The sequence below is a fragment of the Candidatus Tisiphia endosymbiont of Piscicola geometra genome (genome assembly GCF_964026415.1).
In the GTDB taxonomy this organism is placed as follows: Bacteria; Pseudomonadota; Alphaproteobacteria; order Rickettsiales; family Rickettsiaceae; genus Tisiphia.
The window spans coordinates 745,671-770,982 of the sequence record NZ_OZ032144.1 but is presented as its reverse complement, the minus strand read 5'-3'; the positions used below and the strand labels follow the sequence as shown (position 1 = coordinate 770,982).

Here is a 25,312-nt window from a genome sequence, read left to right as displayed (position 1 = left end):
CAAATTTGGGATAAGAATTTGTCAATTCTTATCCCAAATTGGGGTACAATAGGTCTGTTCATGCGGCTAGATAGCTCAGTTGGTAGAGCAAAGGACTGAAAATCCTTGTGTCGCCGGTTCGATCCCGGCTCTAGCCACCATCTCTATGATAAATCTCTTATACTATACTTCTAGATTGTAGAATAACTATTATACAATAATGAACAATATCCTGAAATACAAATTATTGTAAGAAAACTTGAGTATTTTCTAACTAGCGTTTATACTACTCCCATATTTTATGGGAATAAATAATCATGATAAACTCACGTTTTTATAAGAAATCTGCTCCTTATAAATTATCAGAAATTGTGAAATTAATAGATGCTGAGATAGCATACTCAAATGATTTGTTAATTCATAATGTTAAGTCATTAGAAGAGGCTGATGTTGGTGATATAAGCTTTTTAAGTAATATCAAATATATTACTCAATTCCAAAACACTAAAGCTTCATGCTGCATAGTTCCAGAGAATTTTTTACAAGAATCTAATAATGGAACAATATTATTAAGAGTAAAGAATCCATATTTCTTTTATGCAAAATTAGTGGATCTATTTTATAGTAAAGCAAAAACTTATCCTAACAAAATTATGCCATCTGCCTATATTTCAGATTCTGCCACTATAGGAAGTAATTGTTATATAGGACATAATGTTGTTATTGAAGCTCATGCTGTAATAGGTGATAATTGTGTTATAGAATCTGGAACTTTTATAGACTATGGAGTAGTAATAGGTAATAGAGCGTTAATATACTCAAATGTTTCAATAAGTTACAGTATAATAGGTGATGATGTGGTAATATTACCGGGAGCAAGGATTGGACAAGATGGCTTTGGTTTTGCAACAGATAAAGGAATTCATAAAAAGATTTTCCACACTGGTATGGTAAAAATAGGTAATAATGTTGAAATAGGTAGTAATACTACTATTGATAGAGGATCAATGAATGATACGGTGATAGGAGATTTATGTAGAATAGATAACTTAGTGCAGATAGGACATAATGCTATAATAGGAAGGGGGGCGATTATTGTCGCCCAAGTCGGTATATCAGGTAGCACTACAATAGGAGCATATTGTGCTTTAGGGGGGCAGTCAGGCATATCCGGACATATAGTATTAGGCGATAAAGTGCAAGTAGCAGCAAAAGCCGGTGTTATAAAAGATGTTGAATCAGGAATAACAGTTGGTGGATTCCCTGCCGTACCTATTAGAGATTGGCATAAACAATCAGTAATTATGAAACAGCTCACAAAAAAACGGGATATAGATGAAAATTAATATTATAGAAATAATGGAAATGCTACCTCATCGTTATCCATTTTTATTAATAGATAAGGTACTAGAATTTAAGCTTCATGAGTCTATTGTTGGTATCAAGAATGTCACTTTTAACGAGCCGCAATTTACTGGTCATTTTCCCACAAAACCAGTAATGCCTGGTGTGCTAATTATTGAGGCTATGGCTCAATTATCTGCTATTTTAGTAGCCAAATCAATGGATTTCAAAGATAAAGATGTTTTCTTTATGACTATTGAAGAGGCAAAATTTCGTAAAGTTGTTGAGCCAGGTGATACATTACATATTTATGCTAAAATAGAACAAAATAGAGGCTCTGTTTGGAAATTTTCAAGTAACAGCAAAGTTAATGATCAGATAGTTGCAGAGAGCAAATTTACTGCAATGGTTAAAAATAGGAATTAACAATGACCTTATCAGCTATACACGTAACTGCCATAGTAGATCCAAAGGCTTCGATTGGTGCAAATGTCAGAATCGGTCCTTTTTGTACTGTTGGGTCGGATGTGGTTTTGGCAGATAATATTGAGTTAAAATCACACGTAGTTATAGAGGGAAAAACAAAAATTGGTGCTAATACAGTTATATATCCATTTGCTTCTATTGGTCAGCCCCCTCAAATACTTAAGTATGAGGGAGAAGAGTCAGAGGTTATCATAGGTAATAATAATACTATTAGAGAATATGTCACTATTCAAGCCGGTAGTAAAGGTGGTGGTATGGTTACCTCTGTAGGTAATAATTGTTTATTGATGGTTGGAGTGCATATAGCACATGATTGTATTGTGGGTAATAATGTAATTCTTGCTAACTATGTTAGCCTAGCTGGTCACGTTAAAGTTGATGATTATGCCATTATAGGAGGACTTTCTGCTGTTCTGCAATTCGTACGTATAGGACAACATTCGATGGTGGGTGGTATGTCTGCAGTGAGCAAAGATGTGATTCCATTTGGGCTAGCTACAAATGAAAGGGCATTTCTTGAAGGAATAAACTTAGTTGGGATGAAAAGACGTGGCTTTGATAATCAGGAAACGCTTGATACTATAAAAGCCGTAGATGAGATTTTTATTGGCGAAGGTATTTTTACTGATAGAATTGAGATAGTTTTAAAGCAATATAAAGGTAATCCTATTGTAGAACAAATTATCACTTTTATAAAACAGGATATTAGTAGAGCATTTTGCCAGCCAAGACAAGTTGAACATGATAAGGTAAGTAAGTAAAATGTTGCAAATATACCCTTTAAAGCAAAAGAGTATAGTTGGAATTATAGCAGGAAATGGCTTATTGCCAATTTCACTCGCCAATAGTTTCATTAAGCAAGGCGGGCAATGTTATATCGCAGCTTTGGAGGGAGAAGCAAATCCGGTATTGTATCAGGATTTTACCCACCAATTTTTTAAAATCGGTATGGTTAAGCCAATAATTGAATATTTTCGTAAGTATGATGTAAAAAATATAATTCTTGCTGGTAGTGTAAATCGTCCTAATTTGCGATCAATTAAAGTAGATTTAATGGGATCAAGGTTACTTGCACGCATATTGAAACAAAAATTTTTAGGAGATGATAAACTTCTTAGTATAGTAACAGATTTCCTAGAAGAAAAAGGGTTTAAAGTAGTTTCTAGTTATGAAATATTAAGAACAAATAATGATGTTATGACCATAGCTGTTCCATCTAGAATAGATAATACAGATATCGAACTGGGGATAAAGCTATTAGATAGTATCGGATATCTTGATGTAGGACAGTCAGTAATTGTTGATAATGGGTATATTATAGGTATTGAAGCGGCTGAGGGTACAGATAATTTAATAGAAAGATGTTCATATTTACGTAAAAATTCTACAGGTGGTGTACTTATTAAAATGATGAAGAAAGGTCAAGATACTAGAATTGATATACCTACAATAGGAGCAAAGACAATAAGTAACTTAGCTAATTATGGTTATAAAGGGTTAGTCATACAAAAAGATAAAGTGATTATTCTAGAGATAGAAAGAACTATTGAACTCGCTAATGAATGCGGACTTTTTATTAAACTTATTTAGTGTACCTAAAGAATTAGGGTAATAAATTTTATCTTACAACCCCTACTATAAAATTGTAGTAACTGATTTTCTTGACAAAACAGTACAAAAAATTCAGAATAAAATTCTTTCGCGTATAAATGATAATTTCTAGGCTATTATACCAAATTTTATTGATCTTTGAAACATCTTCTTCAAATTATTTGAGTAATATTACTTAGTGCTATGAGAAATTCATGCTAAAATAAAAAAAAATTTCTTCCAAGAAACATGAGACCTATTACAAAATTCACTTATGTGTAAGGATTTGAAGAGTCTGTAGAAAAATATATTACTTTATGACAGCCAATGTACTAGTAGTTGATGATATAGAATCAAATGTTAAATTACTGGAAGCTAAACTTTTAGGAGAATATTACACAGTATTTACTGCCAATAACGGCAAAGATGCATTGGATGTTCTTGCCCTTAATAGAATTGATATTGTATTACTTGACGCCATGATGCCTAATATAGATGGATTTGAAATCTGTAAACGAATTAAGTCTAATCCTCACACTATTCATATACCAGTGATTATGGTTACGGCTCTTTCTGATACTGAGGATCGCATAAAAGGTCTTGAAGCTGGAGCTGATGAATTCTTAACAAAACCTATTGATGACACTGCTCTTTTTGCAAGGGTACGATCTCTTGCTAGAATGAAGGCGGTTATTGATGAACTCAAGCTTAGAAACACTACTAATGCTGAATTAGGTGGTGACGTTATAGAGGTAAAAGATAATTTTTCAGATAGTAAAATACTTTTAGTTAACGATGATATAGTGCAGGCAAGAAACATAAATAAAATGCTTCTAAGCCTTACCCCCAATATCAAAATAATATCTGATATTAATGAATTGGAGAAAGATAGCGAATATACCCCGGATTTAGTAATTATCAGCTGCCAATTAGAGCAAGGAGATCCTTTAAGAATAAGCGTGATGCTACGGTCTGATGCTAAATTCCATGATACGGTACTCATATTACAAGCTGAAGAAGAAAATACATCGATAGTTATCAAAGGTTTAGAGCTGGGTATTAATGATTATTTTACATACCCAGTAGACAAAAACGAGCTATTAGCTAGAATCAGAACTCAATTGAAAAGAAAACATTACCAAGATACTTTACGCAATGATTTAGAGTTAAGCGTAAATTTGTCGATCAAAGATGGTTTGACAGGCATATTTAATCGTCATTATTTTGATACACACATAAAGCAAATGGTAAAAAAATCTACTGATAGTAAAAGACCTTTATGCTTACTTATGTGTGATATTGATCATTTTAAGCAAGTTAATGACACTTATGGTCATCAAGCAGGAGACATAGTGCTAAAAACCATTGCTAATGTTCTGAAGAGTATTTTTAGGGTTACAGACTTGGTTGCTAGATATGGCGGAGAGGAATTTGCTATCCTTTTAAATGACATAACGATTGACGAAGCTATGTATATAGCGCAGAGGGCAAGAACAAGAGTGGAGTCTATCGATTTTAAAGTTAAAACGCAAAAAGACCCTATTAAGAAAACTATCTCCATAGGAGTAACTGAATACAAAATAGGGGAATCTATTAGTGATTTTATAGAACGTACCGATAAAGCTCTGTATCAAGCAAAGGAGGACGGAAGAAATAAAGTGATAAGAATAATTTAGATACACAAATGAAGACTAATCAGGTATACTAGACTTATTAGACCTCTTTCGAAACTCGCTTATGTGCAAGGGGGTGAAGGAGACGCTTCACCTCGAACCACAGCGTACTCTAATTCCGTTACGGATTCGAGTGCCGCATCGACGTGCAAATCACCAGCAGAAGTAGAGTTTCGAAAAGGGTCTATTGTAAAATTAGCTTATGAGAGGGTAGTTCTTAAAGAAGTCTACCTTTCATATAAAAACCTAAAATCATGAAAAATGAAACTATTTATAAATGTTATCGTGAATTGCCATATAGGCCAAGTGTAGGCATGATGATAATAGATAGTGCTAATAGAATATTTGTTGGTAAAAGAATAGATACCAAAATAGCAGCTTGGCAAATGCCTCAAGGCGGTATAGATCTAGGAGAAACGCCTAGTGTTGCTGCCCTTAGAGAAATGTTTGAAGAGATAGGTTGTAATAAAGGTTATATTATTGCAGAAAGCAAATATTGGTATAGCTATGATGTACCTAAAATTTTAATACCTAAATTATGGGGTGGTAATTTCCGAGGTCAAAAACAAAAATGGTTTCTAATTAGGTTTACCGGTACTAACGAAGATATTAATATTAATACTCATAACCCAGAGTTTGAGGAATGGCGTTGGGCTAAGTTTGATGAGTTATTGTCAATTATAATTCCCTTTAAACGCAAGCTTTACAAAGCTGTAGTTAAGGAATTCGCCCCTATCGTTCATGATAGGGTCAATTGATGAGAATTTGGTAACGTCGTCTTCGATCGCTCGCCTATTATACTGCTCGTAAATGAAGAGTTGGTAGACGATAGTATAACTTCAAGAAGAGCTAGGAGTGTCAAAGTCGAGCAGCGGAGATCTTTAGACACGACAACGCCAATTCTTGAAGTTCTACCTGAGTATATCTATAAGGCTTTGCTCCATCGCTCCTGCTATCCAATTCTCCTGAATTGACTATAGTCGTTCTTTTTAGTTGTTCTTTGAAATGTGCTGAACTCTTTTACTCATAGTAAAATTACCAAATTTTAGATTGTCGATTGATGATTGTTCTAGAGCATGAACTAATAACATACTATTTGATATGTTAAGTGTTACAGTTCCTGGTGTAAGAGTAATAGAATTACCATATATTACAAGACTTGTATCGTTTTTTTGTTCTGAATTAATCCGCTCAAAGACTGGCTGTAGTTTAAGATCTCTACGCCATATAATCTTCATTACTCCTAAGCTAGATACAACTATTTCTTTAATTAACCAAATAAAATATAATATAGAACGATAATTTAAATAGATCCTATCAGGGATCAAATTGAGTTTTATTGCCACAAGATAAGATATACTGGGGATAATCAAGAAAACCAACAATGCAAAAACATCAGTAGGTATTCCTGTTAGACCAAACAACACCAATAACAAAGTAATTAAAGTAAAGATTTTAGTGTGCATCATACTTTCCTCCACCTTTAACAGTTGATGTAAACGGTAGAAAGATCATTACCACAAAAAATAATGCACTTATAATACCAAAAATGCTATTTATCGCAATTACAAATGCTTCCTTATTTATATTACTGGCTAACCAAAAATACGAAGCCTTTTCTGGATCAACCACTTTACCATCCAATAATTGTCCTAGAAATTGTAATTTCATTAGAATAGAGGGTGAAGTGGAAGAAATATTCTCATTTAAATATTGGCTAAAAATCTTAGTTTTATCTGTAAGAAGGGTGCTAATAACTGCAAGACCAACAGCTCCTCCAAGATTACGAGTAAGATTATACAACCCACTAGCATTCCCCACCTTGTCTTTACTCATACTGCCTAAAGCAATATTATTAGTAGGTAAAAAGCAAAACATCATCGCCAGTCCCCTAATAAATTGTGGTAAAAAAAATTCGGCAAATTTAGCATCTGCTGTTAGAAAACTATTTAGGTAGCAACCTAAACTAAATGTAGCTAGGCCGATAGCCAAAATAATTCTTAAATCTAATCCAGAACTAAGCATTTTTCCTGCAAGTGGAGCTGACAGAAATTGTGCTATACCAGTAACCATCATGGTGAAACCAATTTGTACAGTATTAAAACCAGCTATTGTAAATAAAAATAAAGGTAATAAATAGACTGCACCATACAATCCTATACCTATGACAAAAGAGTAGATACAACCAAAGGTAAAATTTTTGTTAGCAAAAGTTGTTAAATCTAAGATTGGATTAATAAATGTCAGTTCTCTAATAACTAGCATAATAAACCCAACAACAATTAGTATGATAAGGAATAATATCAAATTATCTTCTATCCAACCTTTCTTATTTCCTTCTTCTAAAACATATTGCAAAGAAGCAAGAGTAACAGTCAATAAAATAATGCCAACAAAATCAAAATTCTTGAGCAAATTGTAATTAGGTTGATCAAAATCAGCGTATAAATATACGACCACACAAACAAAAATACCAGGTATTACATTGAGTAAAAACATAAAATGCCAAGATAAGTTTTCAGTAATGTAACCACCAAGTGTTGGTCCAAGTGTTGGGGCTATTGTTACGACTAATCCTACTATCACAGTAACTACGGGGCGTTTTGAGGTAGGAAAAATTATAAATATTGTACTAAAAACAGTTGGTATCATTGCTCCACCAAAAAATCCTTGTAAAGCTCTAAAAATAATCATTGTTTCTATATTGCTGGCAAGCGAACATAGAATACTCATAACGGTAAAACCAAGAGCAGCAATAAAATAAGAAATTCTAGTGGAGAGAAGCTTGGCTGTAAAACCGGTTATTGGTATTATAATCACTTCTGCTATAAGATATGATGTTTGAACCCAAGATAATTCATCACTAGAAGCAGAAAGACCGGCTGCAATGACTGATAAAGAACTGGCAACAATTTGAATATCCAACACTGCCATAAACATTCCCACTATCATTGCAAAGAATGCAAGTAACTGCTTATTTGATAGTGGAGGAGCAAGGTCTTGTTGCATAGAAAATGAGCTATAATTATAGCATATAACTTATATCACAAAAGTAACAATCTTACAAGCAAATATCTTAAAAAATATACATTTGATAAAATTATTTAGTAGTATTTAATAGAATAAACTATAATAATTCATGTATTTAAATAGCGGGTTAGTTACTATGTCCAAGAAAAAATCTAATAATTTGAGTAAGAAAATACAAAATATTAATGAAAAATTTGAGAAAACACTTGGCGAGTTAGATAAGAAATTGTTGGAATCCGAGATGGTGACAGATATGATTAATGACTCATTAGATAGAACGGGTGGTTCTGTTTCGTCTTCGGAAGTAGATAAGTTGATGGAAGAAATGCAGTCTGAAGTTAATTTAGATAATAAATCTGCTGAATTAGGTAAACGAAAAGATCAAGAAATAGAAGCTAGACTTAATAAATTAAAAAAAGATCCAACTCCAACTGTGGAAGGTCCAATTCCAACTGTAGACGATTTGCGAGAAACACTGAAAAAATTAAAAGAAGATGAGAAAAAAATACTTCAGTCAACAAAACCAATAGGTAAAGTAGCCACACGCCCAAGGAATAATAGCCAAAGGAATAATAATTTAGCAGCTAATTCTCGTAAGGTACAGGAGCAGAACCCATCTAAATCGAAAATTAACAATAATAATAGACAACCCGATGTTCCAAAGGAAAACGCTATTTTGGATGATATAAAGCCGGAAAAAAGCTGGTTTGCAAAGATTATAGATAAGGTTATTGATATTGTTAAAGAACTCTTGAACAATTCACAAAATAAAGATACTCCATCTCCTAAACAACAAAATATAGAGGAGTTTAGGCAGAGAAGAGAAGAAATATTAGCACCAGTAATACAGGCACAAAAGAAAGCAAAATTGTTAAAAGAAGAACAAAAAACAAGCAGAGAAGTATCTAGGGCAAAAAGACTAAGGCATAATTTAGCACAGCATGATACTCATAAACCTTTGCGTTCTAGTACTTCATCTATTACTTCACCTCCTAGTACTCCTCCAGTAAAACCACCAGTAAATAAGAACGATAGGAGTGGTAGATCAGTCACATAGAATGTTGATTATGGTTATCTATAGAATTACTTCTCTGCAGTTTTTTCCGATGAAGAAAGCGTTCTTCTTCTTGTAATAAATTTGGTTCAGATTTACTTTTCCGTAACTGTGCTATAACCTCAGGTGTTACGATCTCTTTAGCAGATTTTTTAGCAGCCTCCATAGCTTTCGTTAATGGGCTATAATCCCTTATTACCTTAGGTTGTTCATAAAAAGGATTATGTGTCCTACCTATATCTTTTAAAAGGCTTAGTGTACCTTTTGCAGCTGCTGTCAGTATATTATTACTTTTATTCTTTTCTTTAGTTTCAGGTTCAGTTGCTTTTTCATTAGATTTTTCTTCAAACTTATTGACTGCTGTATGAAGTGTAGCTCGTTTTTGCTCATCGGTTAACTTATTATAATTTTTGTCAAACATCAGTTCAGTTAAAACTTGTTTATATATATCAAATTTATCTTGTTTTTGCTCATCGGTTAACTTAAAATAATCCTTATTTTGCATTAATTCAACCAAAGCTGCAGTTTGGATATGTTGTTTTTGGGTGATATCAAGTAACTCTGGTAAACCCCCATAATAGGGGACATCATTCTTACGGCGTTCATTATTAATATTGATTTTAAATGCTGTAATAAAGTTAGCTGAGTCCTTTGCCTTTACACCTGACTCAACTATAGAAATAGCTGAAAGTGTACCACTTTTTAGTGCTGTAAGAATCTTAACAGGATTCCCACTAGTAGCAGCAGTTATGTTAGACGCTAAATTAGCGGCATTTTGAAGATTATCAACTAAGAACTTGCTTGTACTAAATGCTATTTCTATTTTAGGATCTACATAGTGGTAATTTTTATCTTTGCCATTTGGAACATGATTATTTGGGACATGTAATTTATTTTCTAATGCCTTGGCTAATTTGGGATCGAGTAGTAGTAAGTATTGTTGCTTGTCTATGTCCCCTCTATTTTGCATCAATAGGTCATTTTCTTGGGCAAGTTTACGGAGTCTTCTTGTTTTGATAACATCAACTATTATTTCGCTAGTTACTCCAGCTAATGCTATTGCAGCCGCGGCCAAGGCTGCTGGAGGGGAAACTCCAGCTAGTGTTACTATTGCAAGTGCAATTGTAACAGTACGACCTATAGCGCTAGCAAATAGCGCCTTCGCCAATTTTGTATCTAACAGCCACTCTATACCTTTGAAAAGCCTCGTACTCTTTGTCCAATCCCAAGCAGCTTTAATTTTATTTAAAAATCTCTTAAATTTTGATTCTGTCTTTGGTTCTGTATTTTCCTGTTCTAAAGATTTTGCAAATTCATCTGAAATTTTAACTTCATTTGTTTTAACCGATTTTAATCTTTCACTTTTCTCTTGCTCAATTATATGTAAATCATCTTTACTTTTTACAGATTTTTGAGAGAGAGTACGTTTTAACTTATTTTCACGTTCAAGCTCCATATCATCAAAGCTTTTGGAAAGCTCTGCTTTTCTTTGCTTGGGTTGCACTGTTTGATTGTCTAAGGTATTAGCTATTTCTATCTCTTTAGGCACAATTGTAGTACTACCTATCTCAGAACTTTCAAGGTTTTCAAACGGCGTAGATTCTTTTTTGTCATCTGTCATAATATATAACCTATTGGTATAGACTCCTATCATATTTAATCTTAAAAGAGAGTCTAACAGCAAATTATACAAGGTTAAAGACTAATTTTATAATAAATAAAATTAGTCAGCAATGATTGCTATATATTCTAGTAGCAATTCTACCACAAACCTAGTGTTTTCCACCACATACCGCCTATAAAAATCCATATAATGCCATATACTAGACTCAAAATTAAACCAAGATACCACCATGTTCTGATCTTCATATATCCTGTCTCAAAATATATTGGAGCACTACTAAGTCCATAATGAGTAAGCCCCGAAGATAATATTGATAAAAAACTGAGTATCAATGCAGATAGTAAACCAGGCATTTTAGCATGCATAAATAACGCTAGAAAAGTAGGAAAAAGTATAGCAATATGGGTTGTAGTACTGGCAAAAAAGTAATGTATATAAAAATATATTATAGAAAGTATAATTATACCAATCATTGGAGAGAAAAAACTTAATAAATTGTCTCTAAGTTTATCACTAACCCATGATATTAAACCAAAATCAGACAAAAAACTTGAAATCATAACTAAAGTGCCATACCAAATAAAGGTATGCCATGCCCCTTTATCTGCAAGAGTATCTTCAAACTTAATTATTTTGCATAATAATAAAATACATACTCCCAACAATGCAACTGTAGTAGCTGATAATCCCCATTTGCTGCCAAGCATCCATAAAAAAATTAGAATTACAAAAGTTATTAGCATAATAATCTCTTGCAATGATATATCACCTATTTCTTGCAATTTTGCCCTAGCTATTTGTATAGCAGATGGATCGTATTTAATTGAGGGTGGATGTAAATAATAAATAATAAGAGGCATTACAGCAAGAGAAATCACGCCTGGCACTATAGCTGCTATTGCCCAGTCACTCCATGTAATTATAATCCCAGCATCAGCTGCGAACTTAACAGCTAAAGGATTAGCGGCCATAGAGGTAATAAACATAGCACTAGTTATCACATTTGATTGAAAGACTACTTTCATGAGAAATCCACCGTTTGAAACGGATGTTTTGTAATTTGTTTTATCAGAGTAAGCGGTGCAGAGTGACTGAGTGATAGGAAAAATTATCCCTCCTCCCCTAGCACATACACTAGGAATAAAAGGTGCAAGTATAAAATCAACAATTACCAAAGCATATGAAAGACCAAGGGTACTTTGTCCGACAAGTAGAATGATGTGATAAGCTATCCGTTCCCCACAGCCTGTTTTTATAAAACCCTGAGCAATAAAAAAAGCAAACAGCACCAGCCATATAATGCTATGACTAAACCCGGATAGACTTTGTTCTAAGGAAAGGGTTTGCGTCAGAATACAACAGAGTATGCTAAATAAGGCTATAGCACCCATAGGTAAAGGATTAAGAATTATAGCTGCAATAGTGGTAATAAATATAATAGAAAGATGCCACACCTTAACATCAAGTCCTTCAGGGGCCGGTATATACCATATTACACAAGCTAAAATAACAAGCATTATAATAGGTAAATTTTTGTTCCAATTACACATATTAAGCATAATAAATTTATTTCAAGATCGAGTAAGGTGAGTGGGGGGTTTCGTATCAATTGATAATGCGTGTAGTCCGCTCGCTAGTTCATCTGCTAAAAGATTGTTAATTATTTTATGCTGTTCTAGCAAACTTTTTCCTATAAAAACTGCTGTAAAAATTTTGATCTTAAGATGACTTTCAGTAATGCCACCATTATGGCTGGCATGTTTGTAACTTTCGTCAACTATTTCGCAATAATGTGGTTTTAACACATCTAGTTTTCTTTTTATTCTATTTATTTTGGTCATAGTTATATATATATAAAACTTTTACTTGTATCAAGTCTACTGGGATTTTAGTATTTAGCAAATATTATTATTTAGTTGGTTATGGCAAAATTAGATACAAAAATTAGAAATTTGCAATCTGAGCTTGATAAAGCCGGGCATGGGTATTGTATCTCTTTTAAGTTATTAAATTACGACGAATTGAATGCTATGATGGGAGGAGATATTTATATAATTGACAAATTTAATAAAATTATTTCTGAAGTTTGTAATAAATTAATTACTGCTCCTTCTATATCAGTTTATAAACAAATTGAGCATGATAGAATATTGTTGCTTTTACCCACACTAGACCAAAATCTAGTTAAGGAAGTTGTCCTAAAAATATATTTATTATCTCAACTTTATGTCGATGATCTATTACCTGCAGTTTATATGAATTGCAGTAGTGCTAGCATAGAGTTTCCCAGATTTACCAATAAAGCTGAAGAAGTATATAATCTATTAAATTGGCTAGGTTCTTATCAAGGTGACCAAAGTTATTATCGTGAGTATGATAAATATTATAATATAGAGTGTGTTAAAGAGTCTAATAAGCAGCTGAATCTCTTAAGAAAAGCTTTATTAAACAAAACAATGGTTTTTGCTTATCAGCCAGTTATTGACCGTAAAACAATGAAAATTCATTACTATGAATGTTTACTAAGGATTCCTGACACAAATAACAATCTATTTTCTGTAGGAGCAATAATTCTAGAAGCTGAAAAGAAAGGTTTAATTTTTATAATAGATCAAATAGTGCTAGAAATGGCAATCAAAGAACTAGATGCTAACTCTAGCTTAGTGCTTGCAGTTAACATTTCAAATATTGGTATATTAGATGCTTCTCTCCTAGAGATAGCAGAAAAACTATTACAAACATATGATGTTTCAGGAAGGTTAATTATTGAGATTACTGAGACTACCCTTAATCAGCATTACCAACAAATAAAATCCTTTATGCACAGACTAAGAAAATACGGTTGTAAATTTGCTTTGGATGATTTTGGAGCTGGGTTTACTTCATTTAAACAATTACAAAATCTACCGATAGATATTATTAAAATTGATGGTAGTTACGTACGTAACATCACTAGCGATATACAAAGTCAAGATTTCATTAAACGATTAATTAAAATTTCTGAGAATTTAGGCGTTCAAACTGTAGCAGAATTTGTTGAAAATGGGGAGATAGCCAATTTTTTAATCAACTTAAAAATTGATAATATGCAAGGCGATTTCTTCTCACCGGCATCGGTTAACAGAATAAAATAATCATCAGAACGATGCCCCCACAACTGTTGAAAGTTAGAAAAAGGAGCGGTTTTAAAGCTCATCATGGCAATTTAAAAGTTGCAGAAAAATAACCAAGGTCATTGCGAGGAGGCGATTCCATCGCCTCCTCGCAATGACCTTGGTTAAGGAAAAACTTGATTATCGAGTTCTACACCTGATTGTTAAAATATAATACTCCATTCAATATGTGATTTTAATTATTAAAATCACATATTGAATAATGAAAAAAGTTAAAATGCACCCGCAGAATTACTTCAAGAGTGCATTTTTCCTTATGACAAAGCCAGTTTATTAGAAGAATTATTAATTCTTCTAATAAACTGTTCTAATAGTTTGTTTATGTTTTTACATAATGCGTAGTATTTTGTTTGGTGCTTATATCGAACTTAGGTTATTATAATATACTCTTCTGCTTTGAAGAATTGGTTTTTGCAAATAATTGCGGGGATTTCGCGTACTTATGTACTTCATGTACTGCTTGCGTTCGCTCACCCTTGGTTAATATTATGGTTCAATTTGTTACCTTATCAGGCTTTTCAGAATATGAAGACACAGTAAAGTTGATGGAAGATAAGGTTACAAGTTTAATCAATAAATCTTCACAAGAGATTGTTTATTTAGTTGAATATAAGGATATTTATACCGCAGGTACTAGTTTTAAGGCAAATGAATTATTAAATCCTAGAGATATACCGGTAATTTATACTGGTAGGGGGGGGAAGTTTACCTACCACGGTAGCGGACAAAGAGTAATATACCCCATTCTTGATTTAGCCTCAGAACGAAGGCAAAAGGATTTAAAACTATATATTAAACTATTAGAAGAATGGATTATAAATAGCCTTTTATATTTTGGGATTAAAGCTTTTACTATAAGTGGTATAGTGGGAATATGGGTAAAAGAAAACGGTGTACCCGCAAAGATTGCATCAATAGGTATTAGAGTTAAAAAATGGGTTACATATCATGGTGTTGCTGTAAATATTTCAACAAATCTTGATATGTTCTCCGGAATTATTGCTTGTGGTTTGAGAGATATGCCTATGACCTCGTTTAAGAAACTTGGTATTGATATAACGTTAGATCAGTTTGATGAAGTTATTAAGGATAAAGTCTTTGAGGTCTTTTAAAATATTCAGTATATACTCAGGTAGAACTTCAAGAATTGGCGTTGTCGTGTCTAAAGATCGAAGCTGCTCACGTACTAATGTACGCTACGCTGCTCGACTTTGCTACTGCCTAGCTCTTCTTGAAGTTATACTATCGTCTACCAACTCTTCATTTACGAGCAGTATACCCCTATGAGTTCAATTTATCATATACTTGATAAGATTCCTGCTATTTATCCTGAGGACATGCAAATAGAATATGAACAATTAGCTCAGCAATTAATCAAATCAGGAAAACTTAGAATAGATACCGATAATAGTTGTAATTTTGCAAGATTTTCTGATCCAAAGTTCAATATTAGTTTGATGGTAAGTAAAGAGGAAATAACAGAGCCAAATTTAATTGAACAAACTAATCAGTTATTTAGATCTTTATATAAATCTTCTATATCCGATAAAAAATTGGCATCGATTTATACAGATTTGAAAAAACAAATTCAAAAATTACAACCAGTTGACCAATCTGTTACTGAAAAATTAACAAGGCTTTTTGTTCAATCAGCCCATCCTATAGTTATTAGGTGGTTATTACATGATAAGGTCCAAGTATTTATTACTTATTCCCATAATATTGGTGATATGATGGATATAGTTGATTGGCAACGTTTTGGTTCTAATAGCGGTATGCAAAGTACTGACGGTAAGAATGTAGCAGTCTTTGTTTCCTGTGGTGGAAATCCATTTGCTGAAAATGATAAAAATCACCCAACTTATGGTGATGGATGGGCAGCAGTTGCTAGGTTGCAAATTATAGCTGGGCAGGAACTTGGGCATTTTGCTGATATTAAAAGAGATGCAAATGGTCGTCAAATTAGTCGTCATTCAGCAAATTTCTCTGGAACGAAAGCAACGCCTCATGTAAAACAGGCGAGGAAAGATGATATTATTAATTGCAATAAATTATTAGCTAATCTTCTCTCTATGGGGATGAGGCAAATGATTATTTATGAAGAAAAGATAAAATTTTATAATAAAAACAAGGTACATGGCATAAGGGTTTATTGGGCAAAATTACTTGGATTAATCCATAAACAGAAATTTTTATTTTCTGTTAATAGGAAGGGCTTGCTCTTTATTAAGAGATTTGCAAGGGAACAATATATGGGTTTGATGATTAGAGCTATGATCGAAGATATGAAGTTTAATTTAGCACCAGTCGCAGATGTTTATAAAAATAGTGCCCCTGAGATCGAAGAGACAATTGCCTGTATAGAAGCTCTAGCAAGAGTACCCCAACAAGTGATGAAATGGGGATATTTAACGACTATGGCAACAATGCAAGGATTATATAAAGTATATTATTCCGAAGTTATACCTTCCTTAATTTCTAACTATGTATTAATGACTAAGCAAAGCTATAAACGTGATATGTCAAAGCCAAGATCTCTAACTAATTTTTTTCGTAAAATAAACATATTTAGTAAAAAAAAATTAGTATTTAAACAAATCAGAGAAGTATAATTAGCTTTAAAAAGGTTTAAAATGCATTCGCAAAACCGCTTTAAGAATGCATTTTTCTTTTCCATGATATTTTCAAAAAACAATTCGTAGGAGCAGAAGAGTATAATCAAGTTTTTTTAAATAACCCTGTTATAGCCTATAATGTAGAACTTCTTATCTTAAAACTTTTTCTATGATAAGGCGAAAGACCGTGAAGGCTTATAGCATTTAGATGTTCTTTAGTACCATAACCAGAGTTTTTGTGCCACATATATTCCGGAAATTCTTTGGCATATTCAAGCATTAACCGATCTCTAGTAACTTTCGCAATAATAGATGCTGCTCCAATAGAAATTGATAAATTATCGCCATTTATTATACTAATAAATCTTGGATCGTGAAATTTCATATTACCATCTATTAATACCGTACCCGGTTTAACAGCAAGATTTGCTACTGATATAGTACAAGCTTTTTTAGTTGCTTCAAGGATATTAATTATATCTATCTCATCGTGATGCACTATACCAACAGACCAAACATAATTTTGGGTTATTTGTTTATATAACAACTCCCTCATTGTTTTAGTAAGTTTTTTAGAATCTTTGATACCATGTATGATTTTTGTTTGATCAATGATAACAGATGCAGCTACTACAGGACCAACTAGCGGACCTCTGCCAGCTTCATCTACTCCAGCTACCAATCCTGAATATTTTTGTTCTAATGTAAACATCATGCCTCCCATAAAATGACACTCTATGTATTCCCACCTTATATACTCAGGTAGAACTTAAACTGCTTAAATTGACACCCATGAGTTACGGCTACGGCGGTGATCTACCGCCCCTTATCTTTATTAGAATGCTTTGTGTTAGAAGGGGTCGTATTAGGTTTAATAGTACTACTACCATTTCCCATAGATATATCGTTTTTATTGAAAGTTTCTCTCAGACGGTGATATATTTGAGATCCAGCTGTACTCTCAAGTTTGCTTAATATCTTTTCTAATGCAGTCTTACTAGTTTGCAATCCATCACTTCTATTTGCTTTATCAATAGCTTGGATTGTTCCGACACCATTTTCAATAAAAGACTTTTTCTGTTCCTCAGGTGATTTAACAAATGATTTAATATAATGCCTCAGTTTTGCACCTAAATCTGTAATGGTTCTAACATGTACTGGATCAGCCGGTGAAAATTCCAATGCCGAATACATTTTCTCTGTACCAGCTCCTATAGTTGCAATTGTTTCAATTTGTTCGGTTTTTTGTAAGGATTTATGTGGAAACTCTTCTATCAATGTATCCATTTGTTTAGCTTGTTTGCCAAATTTATCTAAATTAGGTTGTCCTTTAACATATTCGGCAGAATATCCTTTAGCAAGTTTACCATGAGCATCAAGGGTGGTGCTAATATTGCCTTTAAATTCACCAAATTTCTGGTCAGTAGTTTCAACAGCTTGTGAAAGTACATTTGTTGAGTCATCATCCAACGACACCTGTATTTTTACTTCTTTCTCTATTCCCATGCTTTCCATAGCTTCAGCAAGTTCAGGAGTATATTTCGAATCAAAGCTAAAGTTGAGTAGACTTTTGAACCTATCTATATCCTGTACAAAGCCTTCCTTTGGTTCACCAACAATATTAGCTATATCTGATTTAAACTTCTCTAATTTGGGCATAGAAATATCTTTAATTAATGTTAGCAATCACTAAAAACTCTTGCAGTTACCCTGCCATCTTTTTTTATTATTTGTTTTAATTGTACATTCGTGCTGATTACAAAATATCATTATTACTTCAAACTCTCTTAGAAGTTCTCTAGTAATAGTAATTTTGTTACCTTTACATTGGTTTCTACTTGATATGTTAATATATATATCGACATTTTCACATATTTTATTTGGAGCAATTGGTTTATAGTTTACCAAAATTGTGTATCCATCGGAAGTAAAAATATTTTTTTCTATAGGAAATATTTTAGCATCCTTTTGACCAAACCAGTTAGCCCAATATATACGTTTAAATTCTGGCATCTCATTGACATAAATGTCAAGTTCACCATTGTTATTTTTTATACCAACAGCATTTAAATTCATATCAAATATGAAATTAGGCTTAGGAGAATTTAGCATTAAGATTACAGATATAATCATTATAATCAGACCTAAGAAATGCCACTTTGTTCTCCATAAACAAGTCCAAAAAAATCCAAATAAGAAAGTAATTAAACTAATTTTGGTTATATAACCAAAATACCATACTGATAATGGTAAGCTATTAGTAAATTTCACTGCTGCAATAATTATATTAATGAAAAAACCTACTAATTTTAAACAATATTGATCTATACCAAACATCATTAAGAATAATGAGATAATAGATAACGGCATCAGAAAGAAAGACATTATTGGTACAGCAATAAGGTTCATGGGAATAGAATAAGTAGGAAATGTATAAAATTGGTTTATTACTACAGGAGCAGTTACTATGCTTGCAAGGAAGCTTGAATAAATATTAGAGGCAATATAAAATTTTATGGAAGAAAAGATGCCCTTGCTTTTACCTAAAATCCATTGATTTCTTATATAAAATTCGTAACCAGCAGTTAGCGATAATACTGCCACAAAAGATAATTGGAAGCTTGGATGAAATATATATTCGGGATTTACCGATAATATTATGCAAGCTGCAATCGCGAGCGATCTTAGGGGGTAGGGCTTCCGTCCTATCATAACTGCATAAATAAAAATTGCCGTCATAATGAAGGCTCTAGTAGCTGCGATTTGTGTGCCACTTAGTTGCAAATAACCATAACTTCCTATTAAAGAACAAATTGCTGCTATTGACTTTATGTTGTAATTATAAGCAATATAATTTGATAGATTTAATAAGAATCTTGCTGATATGAAAAACAGCATAGCTACCAATGACAAATGTAAACCGGATACGCAGAGTATGTGAGATATACCGCTTTGTCTCATTTCTTTCATTAATTTTCTATCAATGGCTTTGGTTTCTCCTAGTAATATTGCTGCGGCGAAATTACCTTTAATAGAACCGAGTATTTGGAGCAGGCGGTTGTTATTTTTTTTAATTTTATAGATAAAACTATTAGTGTAAAGATTACTATGTGCTATAATTTGAGGGGGGGACAGTGCATAGCCAGTGGCGTTAATATCTGCCAAATATGCATAAAAGCCAAAGTCATAGCCACCTGGTAGGATACTACTTTGAGGCTTATAAAGCTGAGCCACTAGGCTAATATTATCGTTAATATTAATTTCTTGAGCATATTTTGCCGGCATGCTTATCCTAACTTTTTGCAAAACCTGCTTAAGTTTTTGAATTTTTACCTGATATAATATAACCTGCATACCATGAGTGGTCGGTTTCATCGATTCTACGATGCTGCTTATTCTCGAAATTATTGGCTTTTTAATACCAACAACATGTAAATTTGATATACGATATTTGCCAACTAGCATACCACAGGAAAAAGCGATAATTATCCCCGCAATAAATCGCCCAAATATGTTATTTCTTAAGATTATTAGTGACAAAGAAATTGTGAAAATAGCTAGAATAGATATAAAGGAAGGTTCGCTACTTAAAGTAAAATAAGTACCAATACCGCAAATGAAACTAACAAAATACCAAAGGCTGAGATTGTGATATTCTTGTTCTAAAATGCTTTTGGCAAGTCTAAAAATTAATTTATAATCTCTTAGGGTCATTACATCTAATAGTAGATTTTTACTTAAAATAAGCTGCTATTAGATGTAATTCAAGAACTCTATTCCCTCATTTCACCCTGAATATATAAATCATGAGCTACCTGATAAAAACTACTAGCTTCTTCCACTAAACTAGGAATATTCTCAATCTCTATTTTATCTTCAGCAATTAATTTATAAGTTTTTGCTTGCTCCTGTGGTCGTAAGACAACTAAGTGATTATCCTTCATGAAGCCAAGCAATTGATAAGTGCTGATAAAAGCTCTGTTTGCTGGCATGTTTAATATATCTTGACCAAAAAACTTACTATTATACGAAAAATTTAATAATCCCAAAATAGTAGGTGCAATATCAATTTGACTAGCTAAATTATCAACTATCTGTGGTTTTAATATATTGGGAGCATATATTAATAGAGGTATGTGATATTTATTAACCGGTAAATCAGTTTTACCAGCACTTGATGCGCAATGATCAGCCGTAATAACAAAGATAGTATTATCAAACCAAGGGTGAGTTTTAGCTAATTCAAGAAACTTACCAATAGCATAGTCGGTGTATTTAACAGCTGCACTACGTCCACCACCAGATGGCAAATCAATCCTACCTTCGGGGAAAGTATAAGGACGATGGTTAGAGGTAGTCATAATTAATGAGAAAAAGGCTTTGCCTTCCTTATAATTTTGATCAGCTAACTCCAGTGATTTTATTAGTATATCCTCATCAGCTACTCCCCAAATATTGGAGAAACTTATTTCGTTGGATTTTAGATTGCCTTGATCAACTATATTATAGCCATTACCATGAAAATAATTTTGTAAATTATCAAAGTAACTATAGCCACCGAATAGGAAGTTAACAGCATAGCCTTGATTCTTAAAAATAGTAGCTATATTAAATAATGACTGATTATCAGGACGACGGATAATAGAAGAGCCAGGAGTTGGCGGTACTGATAAAGTAATAGCTTCTAAACCTCGTACTGTTCTAGTTCCTACTGCATATAGATTGGTAAAAAATATGCTTTGTTCAGCTAATTTATCCAAATTTGGCGTAATATTTTGTTGATTGCCAAATTTACCCATGAATTCGCTACTCAGACTTTCTAAGGTAATAAAAACAATATTATATTTATTACTGTTAAAAGAACTTGCCCTGATATTACGTTCTATAGTAGTAGCATTTGAGTATATTTGTTGTTCTTTCGATAAATTGCTGCGAACGATATTTAAAGCCTGGTTTTTATCAATTACTGGATAAAATTTATTATAATCTAAGCTATTATTAAAATAGGCAGAGAAAAACTCATATGGACCGTTTTTAGCAAGTTCGATAGCATATTTATTAGAATTAAAAGCAATTTTATTAGGGTTATAGAAATTAAAAGCAACTAGGCTAAGCAAAAATAGCATTATCACACAAAAAATATGTTTCTTGCCATTTAGAGTACTTGCTTGATTAATTATGTATTTTCTCAAGAAAAAAACAATTAATAGTGTAATAATTATAATGCCTAGTAATATTTCTATATAGGGCAAAGATTCCTTTACAGTACCAATGATTTCATGGGTATAAATTAGATAATCTACAGCAATAAAATTAAATCTAACACCGAACTCATCCCAAAAGATAATCTCGGCAATGGCAATAAATATTAGTAAAGCAATAGTACAAAAATAAGCGATAAAAGAGCAGCTTACATACAAAAATTTATACCGAGCCAATAACTTGTAGAAGCCAATGATAACAAGCGAAATTACTGGTAAAAAATAACAAAGAGATATTAGATCATTAAATGTACCAATAACAAAAATTGACACTAGATCAGATATGGTTATTTGTTGTTGCCATAAAGCATATGAGCTTAATAGAATACGAGTAATAAACTGAAATATTAGGTAAATTCTAACAATAGGAAAATGAAACAGTGTTTTTATCATATATATCTAAATTAACGTCATATACTCAGGTAGAACTTCAAGAATTGGCGTTCCCTAGCTATTAGTCTTCCTATTACCATAAATGTCAAGAAAAACTTATGGGTAATAGGAAGATACCCTAGGCTATTAACCCGACGCCTTACATCAACACTTGAGATTAGGCAGTGAAATTTTAACCAATAAACCGCCTAAAGTTTTGCTATCCTGCAAAGATATTGTACCGCCATGATCAATAATTATTTCTTTAGTAATAGCAAGACCAAGTCCAACATTCCCTGAATTATTAAGCGAACGTGACTTATCTGAACGATAAAATGCTTTAAATACTAATAATTTCTCTTCATCCTTTATGCCAATACCGTTATCTTCAATTTTTATTATTACATTAGTAGAGGTAGAACATATAGTAATTTTTATCTTTGTAGAATATTTTATCGCGTTATTTATTACGTTAGATATTGCACGTTCAAAGTTGGTAGGCCTAATTTGTCCATATACTGACTGTTCTGTGGCGATTAACTCAATATTGGTCATAGACCATTTATTTATGATATTTGATATCCAAGAGGATAATTCGATTATTTGATCTTCTTCGCCATTTTCCCCTCTAGCAAAGTCAAGATATGATTTTATCATTTGTTGCATAATAACTATATCTTCCTTAAGCCCTTCCGTTTCCTCGGATTTGTTCATTAACTCTAATTGTAGCTTCATTCTTGTTAAAGGAGTACATAAATCATGCGAAATCATAGCAAGCATTCTAGTTCTTTTGCTAATTTGTTTTTCAATTCGTTCTTTCATTTTAAGAAAAGCAATACCAGCCTTTTTAATTTCTTTTGCACCAGAAGGTTTAAATGTTTGTAATCTTGTAATTCCTTGTCCGAATTGATCAGCAGCATCTGCAAGAGTTAAAATGGACTTAATTTGATTTTTAGAGAAGATCAAAGAAACAGAAAGTAATAAAATAGTTAAGAAAATTAACCATAAGACAAAAATATAGGCAGTTGGATTCATCAATAATTTTGCGGGGAAAGTGATTTTTAGTAAACCATCAGTCAATTGGAATAATACTTCAATTCTTCCTGCATCATTAATCTGTACTATATTTTTCTTATTAATTTTTACGTTAATAATATTTTTAAAAATCTCTAATTCTTCACTAATTCTAGGTTGTTTGCGTGGCAAGTTTAATTTTTGATGAAACTGATACGACAAATTTAAATAATTTGTCTCTGTTGTGTTTTTTTCTAATAGATTATTGTCGTCTTGTTCAAGAAGGGAAATAATTTCATTAGCAATAATATTGCTAGTATAATAAGAAACATTATACCAGTGACGATCATAGAACAAAAACACTGCTAGAATTTGTCCTATTAATGTTGGAACAATAATAATGAGAACAAATCTAGCCAGTAAAGTTTGTGGTATAAGTTTATGTATAAATAGCATAACCGCTATTCCGTATGGTTTTTAGATATTTTGGTTCTTTAGGATCATCTTCAATCTTACTTCTTATTCTAACAATTTGTACGTCGATAGAACGAGGGCTAAGCCCTCCCATTATTTTTGACAACTCATCACGTTTCATTTCTTGTCCATTGTGTTTTAATAATACTTCTAGCAATTTTTGTTCTGTAGAACTCAATTGTACAGGTTGATTATTTTTTATAAATTCCTTTGATTCTAAATTATAATAATTATTGCCAAATCGCTTGATTTCATCTTGTTTTTTATAATTATTATAGCTATTTAATAGGTTATTAATCCTGAGTAATAATTCTTTCGGTTCAAAAGGTTTGGTCAGATAATCAGATGCACCAGATTCTAATCCCTTGATACGATCACTTGGTTGTGATAGTGCAGTTAGCATAACAATTGGTATAAGGTTTTTACTTGATCTTATAGTATGGGCAAAATCAAGCCCTGTAACATTCGGCAACATAACGTCTAAAATAATTAAGTTATAAATAGAGGATTTTAATAGTTCCTCAGCTTCTTGGACAGAAGCTGCTGTTGATACTAAAAAGTTGTTTTTATACAAAAACTGTTTTAAAAGTTTTTGTATTCGAGTATCATCATCGACTACAAGAATGTGGGGTTTTGAGCTTTGCATAAATAAATTTTCGGTGATAAGAATTACTATAGTTTAATAGTGGAACATTGACAATGACAATAATACAAGAAAATACATTAACTGAAAAGCCGTTTAAAAATCTTAATCAACTATCAGGTTATATTTGGATTAATGGTAGATTTATTGATTGGCAGGGGGCTAAGATACACGCTCTTACTCATAGTTTACATTATTCTGGTGGAGTTTTTGAAGGAGAAAAAGCCTATAATGGCAAAATCTTTAAATTAGAAGAACATACACAACGTTTGATAGAGTCGGCAAAAAGTTTAAGTATAGAGGTACCGTATAGTTTTGAAGATATTATAACAGCTCACCAGTTACTTATAACAAAGAATAATATTAAAGATGCGTATGTTCGTCCTTTAATTTGGTATGGTAGTGAATCTCTTAATCTGACTAATACGAATTTATCGGTTAATTTATTAATTGCTGCTGTTCCATCAACTCCTAGACCTTCTGATGATTTAAGTTTGCATATTGCACGTTGGCGGAAATGCCATCCAAACTCACTACCACCACAATGTAAATCATCAGGGCATTATAATATGATGATAGTATGCCAAAAAGAAGCTAAATTTATGGGTTATGATGATGCAATTTTATTAGATTGGCGGGGGTATGTTGCTGAATGCAGCACGTCAAATATCTTTTTTGTTAAAGATGAGCAATTATTCACCCCGATAGCCGATAGTTTCTTAAATGGTATAACGCGTCAAACAATTATTAAACTTGCTAATGATTTAAATATCAAGGTTATAGAAGAGTACATAACTATAGATAGGCTAATGGAGTTTAAAGAATGTTTTATGACTGGTACAGCTGTGGAAGTTAAGGGGATTAAATCGATTAACCTTGGTGATCAAAATATTACCTTTGAAGATAATAAAATTACTAATTTGTTAAAAAAAGAATATAAAGACTTAGTGCGTAAATAAATAGTGATATAATGGAACTGA

22 protein-coding genes and 1 tRNA gene are annotated in these 25,312 nt (G+C 32.4%); 12 read left to right on the top strand and 11 right to left on the bottom strand.

Annotated features, from left to right (window positions below; genetic code table 11):
- Positions 1 to 64: 64 nt before the first annotated feature.
- The 7 genes from AAGD26_RS03625 to AAGD26_RS03595 all read left to right on the top strand — a co-directional run bounded on the left by AAGD26_RS03625 (position 65) and on the right by AAGD26_RS03595 (position 5,830).
- A tRNA-Phe gene (locus AAGD26_RS03625) sits at positions 65 to 140 on the top strand.
- Positions 141 to 296: 156 nt separating this feature from the next.
- The gene (lpxD, locus tag AAGD26_RS03620) at positions 297 to 1,325 is read left to right on the top strand and encodes a UDP-3-O-(3-hydroxymyristoyl)glucosamine N-acyltransferase (protein ID WP_341751116.1); all 1,029 of its coding nucleotides are present in this window, start codon (positions 297 to 299) and stop codon (positions 1,323 to 1,325) included.
- Entirely contained in the window at positions 1,315 to 1,749 is a 435-nt protein-coding gene (fabZ, locus tag AAGD26_RS03615; protein ID WP_341751115.1) for a 3-hydroxyacyl-ACP dehydratase FabZ, read from the top strand. Before lpxD ends, fabZ begins: the two co-directional genes overlap by 11 nt.
- Positions 1,750 to 1,751: 2 nt before the next feature.
- Positions 1,752 to 2,570 carry an acyl-ACP--UDP-N-acetylglucosamine O-acyltransferase gene (lpxA, locus tag AAGD26_RS03610; RefSeq protein ID WP_341751114.1) on the top strand — a complete coding sequence of 273 codons (819 nt, stop codon included), beginning with the start codon at positions 1,752 to 1,754 and terminating at the stop codon, positions 2,568 to 2,570.
- 1 nt (position 2,571) lies between these two features.
- On the top strand, positions 2,572 to 3,399 hold the full coding sequence (locus AAGD26_RS03605; protein WP_341751113.1) for an LpxI family protein: 828 nt from the start codon (positions 2,572 to 2,574) through the stop codon (positions 3,397 to 3,399).
- A gap of 317 nt (positions 3,400 to 3,716) precedes the next feature.
- Positions 3,717 to 5,075: a PleD family two-component system response regulator gene (locus AAGD26_RS03600; RefSeq protein WP_341751112.1), complete on the top strand. Its 1,359-nt coding sequence runs from the start codon at positions 3,717 to 3,719 to the stop codon at positions 5,073 to 5,075.
- 251 nt (positions 5,076 to 5,326) lie between these two features.
- Positions 5,327 to 5,830 (top strand): RNA pyrophosphohydrolase, encoded by a 504-nt coding sequence (locus AAGD26_RS03595; protein WP_341751111.1) that lies wholly within the window; start codon positions 5,327 to 5,329, stop codon positions 5,828 to 5,830.
- Between the two features lie 231 nt (positions 5,831 to 6,061).
- Here AAGD26_RS03595 and AAGD26_RS03590 read toward each other — a convergent pair whose 3' ends face one another.
- Together AAGD26_RS03590 and AAGD26_RS03585 are read right to left on the bottom strand one after the other, a co-directional pair.
- On the bottom strand, positions 6,062 to 6,538 hold the full coding sequence (locus tag AAGD26_RS03590; RefSeq protein WP_341752311.1) for a Na+/H+ antiporter subunit E: 477 nt from the start codon (positions 6,536 to 6,538) through the stop codon (positions 6,062 to 6,064).
- Complete coding sequence (locus tag AAGD26_RS03585) at positions 6,528 to 8,081, bottom strand: DHA2 family efflux MFS transporter permease subunit (protein WP_341752274.1); 1,554 nt, start codon at positions 8,079 to 8,081, stop codon at positions 6,528 to 6,530. The genes AAGD26_RS03590 and AAGD26_RS03585 overlap by 11 nt, the downstream gene beginning before the upstream one ends.
- Before the next feature lie 157 nt (positions 8,082 to 8,238).
- Here AAGD26_RS03585 and AAGD26_RS03580 point away from each other — a divergent pair, with 157 nt between their 5' ends.
- Complete coding sequence (locus AAGD26_RS03580) at positions 8,239 to 9,159, top strand: hypothetical protein (protein WP_341752273.1); 921 nt, start codon at positions 8,239 to 8,241, stop codon at positions 9,157 to 9,159.
- Here AAGD26_RS03580 and AAGD26_RS03575 read toward each other — a convergent pair.
- The 3 genes from AAGD26_RS03575 to AAGD26_RS03565 form a co-directional block, all read right to left on the bottom strand.
- Positions 9,152 to 10,777, bottom strand: coding sequence for a hypothetical protein (locus tag AAGD26_RS03575; protein ID WP_341752272.1), 1,626 nt, complete (start codon positions 10,775 to 10,777; stop codon positions 9,152 to 9,154). The genes AAGD26_RS03580 and AAGD26_RS03575 overlap by 8 nt on opposite strands.
- 140 nt (positions 10,778 to 10,917) lie before the next feature.
- A complete protein-coding gene (locus AAGD26_RS03570; protein ID WP_341752271.1) occupies positions 10,918 to 12,297 on the bottom strand; it encodes a DASS family sodium-coupled anion symporter in 1,380 nt (459 codons plus the stop codon).
- A 54-nt stretch (positions 12,298 to 12,351) separates the two neighbouring features.
- Positions 12,352 to 12,621 (bottom strand): BolA family protein, encoded by a 270-nt coding sequence (locus AAGD26_RS03565; RefSeq protein ID WP_341752270.1) that lies wholly within the window; start codon positions 12,619 to 12,621, stop codon positions 12,352 to 12,354.
- An 81-nt stretch (positions 12,622 to 12,702) separates the two neighbouring features.
- On the opposite strand from AAGD26_RS03565, the gene AAGD26_RS03560 reads away from it, so the two are divergent.
- From AAGD26_RS03560 to AAGD26_RS03550, 3 genes are all read left to right on the top strand, one after another.
- Positions 12,703 to 13,914 carry an EAL domain-containing protein gene (locus AAGD26_RS03560; RefSeq protein ID WP_341752269.1) on the top strand — a complete coding sequence of 404 codons (1,212 nt, stop codon included), beginning with the start codon at positions 12,703 to 12,705 and terminating at the stop codon, positions 13,912 to 13,914.
- 527 nt (positions 13,915 to 14,441) lie between these two features.
- Positions 14,442 to 15,065 carry a lipoyl(octanoyl) transferase LipB gene (lipB, locus tag AAGD26_RS03555; RefSeq protein ID WP_341752268.1) on the top strand — a complete coding sequence of 208 codons (624 nt, stop codon included), beginning with the start codon at positions 14,442 to 14,444 and terminating at the stop codon, positions 15,063 to 15,065.
- Between the two features lie 171 nt (positions 15,066 to 15,236).
- Positions 15,237 to 16,565 (top strand): DUF2748 family protein, encoded by a 1,329-nt coding sequence (locus AAGD26_RS03550; protein WP_341752267.1) that lies wholly within the window; start codon positions 15,237 to 15,239, stop codon positions 16,563 to 16,565.
- A 136-nt stretch (positions 16,566 to 16,701) separates the two neighbouring features.
- On the opposite strand, the gene AAGD26_RS03545 is transcribed toward AAGD26_RS03550, so the two are convergent.
- The 6 genes from AAGD26_RS03545 to AAGD26_RS03520 form a co-directional block, all read right to left on the bottom strand.
- The gene (locus AAGD26_RS03545) at positions 16,702 to 17,280 is read right to left on the bottom strand and encodes a ribonuclease HII (protein ID WP_341752266.1); all 579 of its coding nucleotides are present in this window, start codon (positions 17,278 to 17,280) and stop codon (positions 16,702 to 16,704) included.
- 104 nt (positions 17,281 to 17,384) lie between these two features.
- The gene (locus AAGD26_RS03540) at positions 17,385 to 18,227 is read right to left on the bottom strand and encodes a hypothetical protein (RefSeq protein ID WP_341752265.1); all 843 of its coding nucleotides are present in this window, start codon (positions 18,225 to 18,227) and stop codon (positions 17,385 to 17,387) included.
- Between the two features lie 30 nt (positions 18,228 to 18,257).
- The gene (locus tag AAGD26_RS03535; protein WP_341752264.1) at positions 18,258 to 20,282 is read right to left on the bottom strand and encodes a ComEC/Rec2 family competence protein; all 2,025 of its coding nucleotides are present in this window, start codon (positions 20,280 to 20,282) and stop codon (positions 18,258 to 18,260) included.
- Positions 20,283 to 20,341: 59 nt separating this feature from the next.
- On the bottom strand, positions 20,342 to 22,222 hold the full coding sequence (locus AAGD26_RS03530) for an LTA synthase family protein (protein ID WP_341752263.1): 1,881 nt from the start codon (positions 22,220 to 22,222) through the stop codon (positions 20,342 to 20,344).
- A gap of 144 nt (positions 22,223 to 22,366) precedes the next feature.
- Positions 22,367 to 23,671, bottom strand: coding sequence for a HAMP domain-containing sensor histidine kinase (locus tag AAGD26_RS03525; RefSeq protein ID WP_341752262.1), 1,305 nt, complete (start codon positions 23,669 to 23,671; stop codon positions 22,367 to 22,369).
- A complete protein-coding gene (locus AAGD26_RS03520; protein WP_341752261.1) occupies positions 23,655 to 24,335 on the bottom strand; it encodes a response regulator transcription factor in 681 nt (226 codons plus the stop codon). Before AAGD26_RS03520 ends, AAGD26_RS03525 begins: the two co-directional genes overlap by 17 nt.
- Positions 24,336 to 24,388: 53 nt before the next feature.
- On the opposite strand from AAGD26_RS03520, the gene AAGD26_RS03515 reads away from it, so the two are divergent.
- On the top strand, positions 24,389 to 25,291 hold the full coding sequence (locus tag AAGD26_RS03515) for a branched-chain amino acid transaminase (RefSeq protein ID WP_341752260.1): 903 nt from the start codon (positions 24,389 to 24,391) through the stop codon (positions 25,289 to 25,291).
- The last annotated feature ends 21 nt before the right edge of the window (positions 25,292 to 25,312 follow it).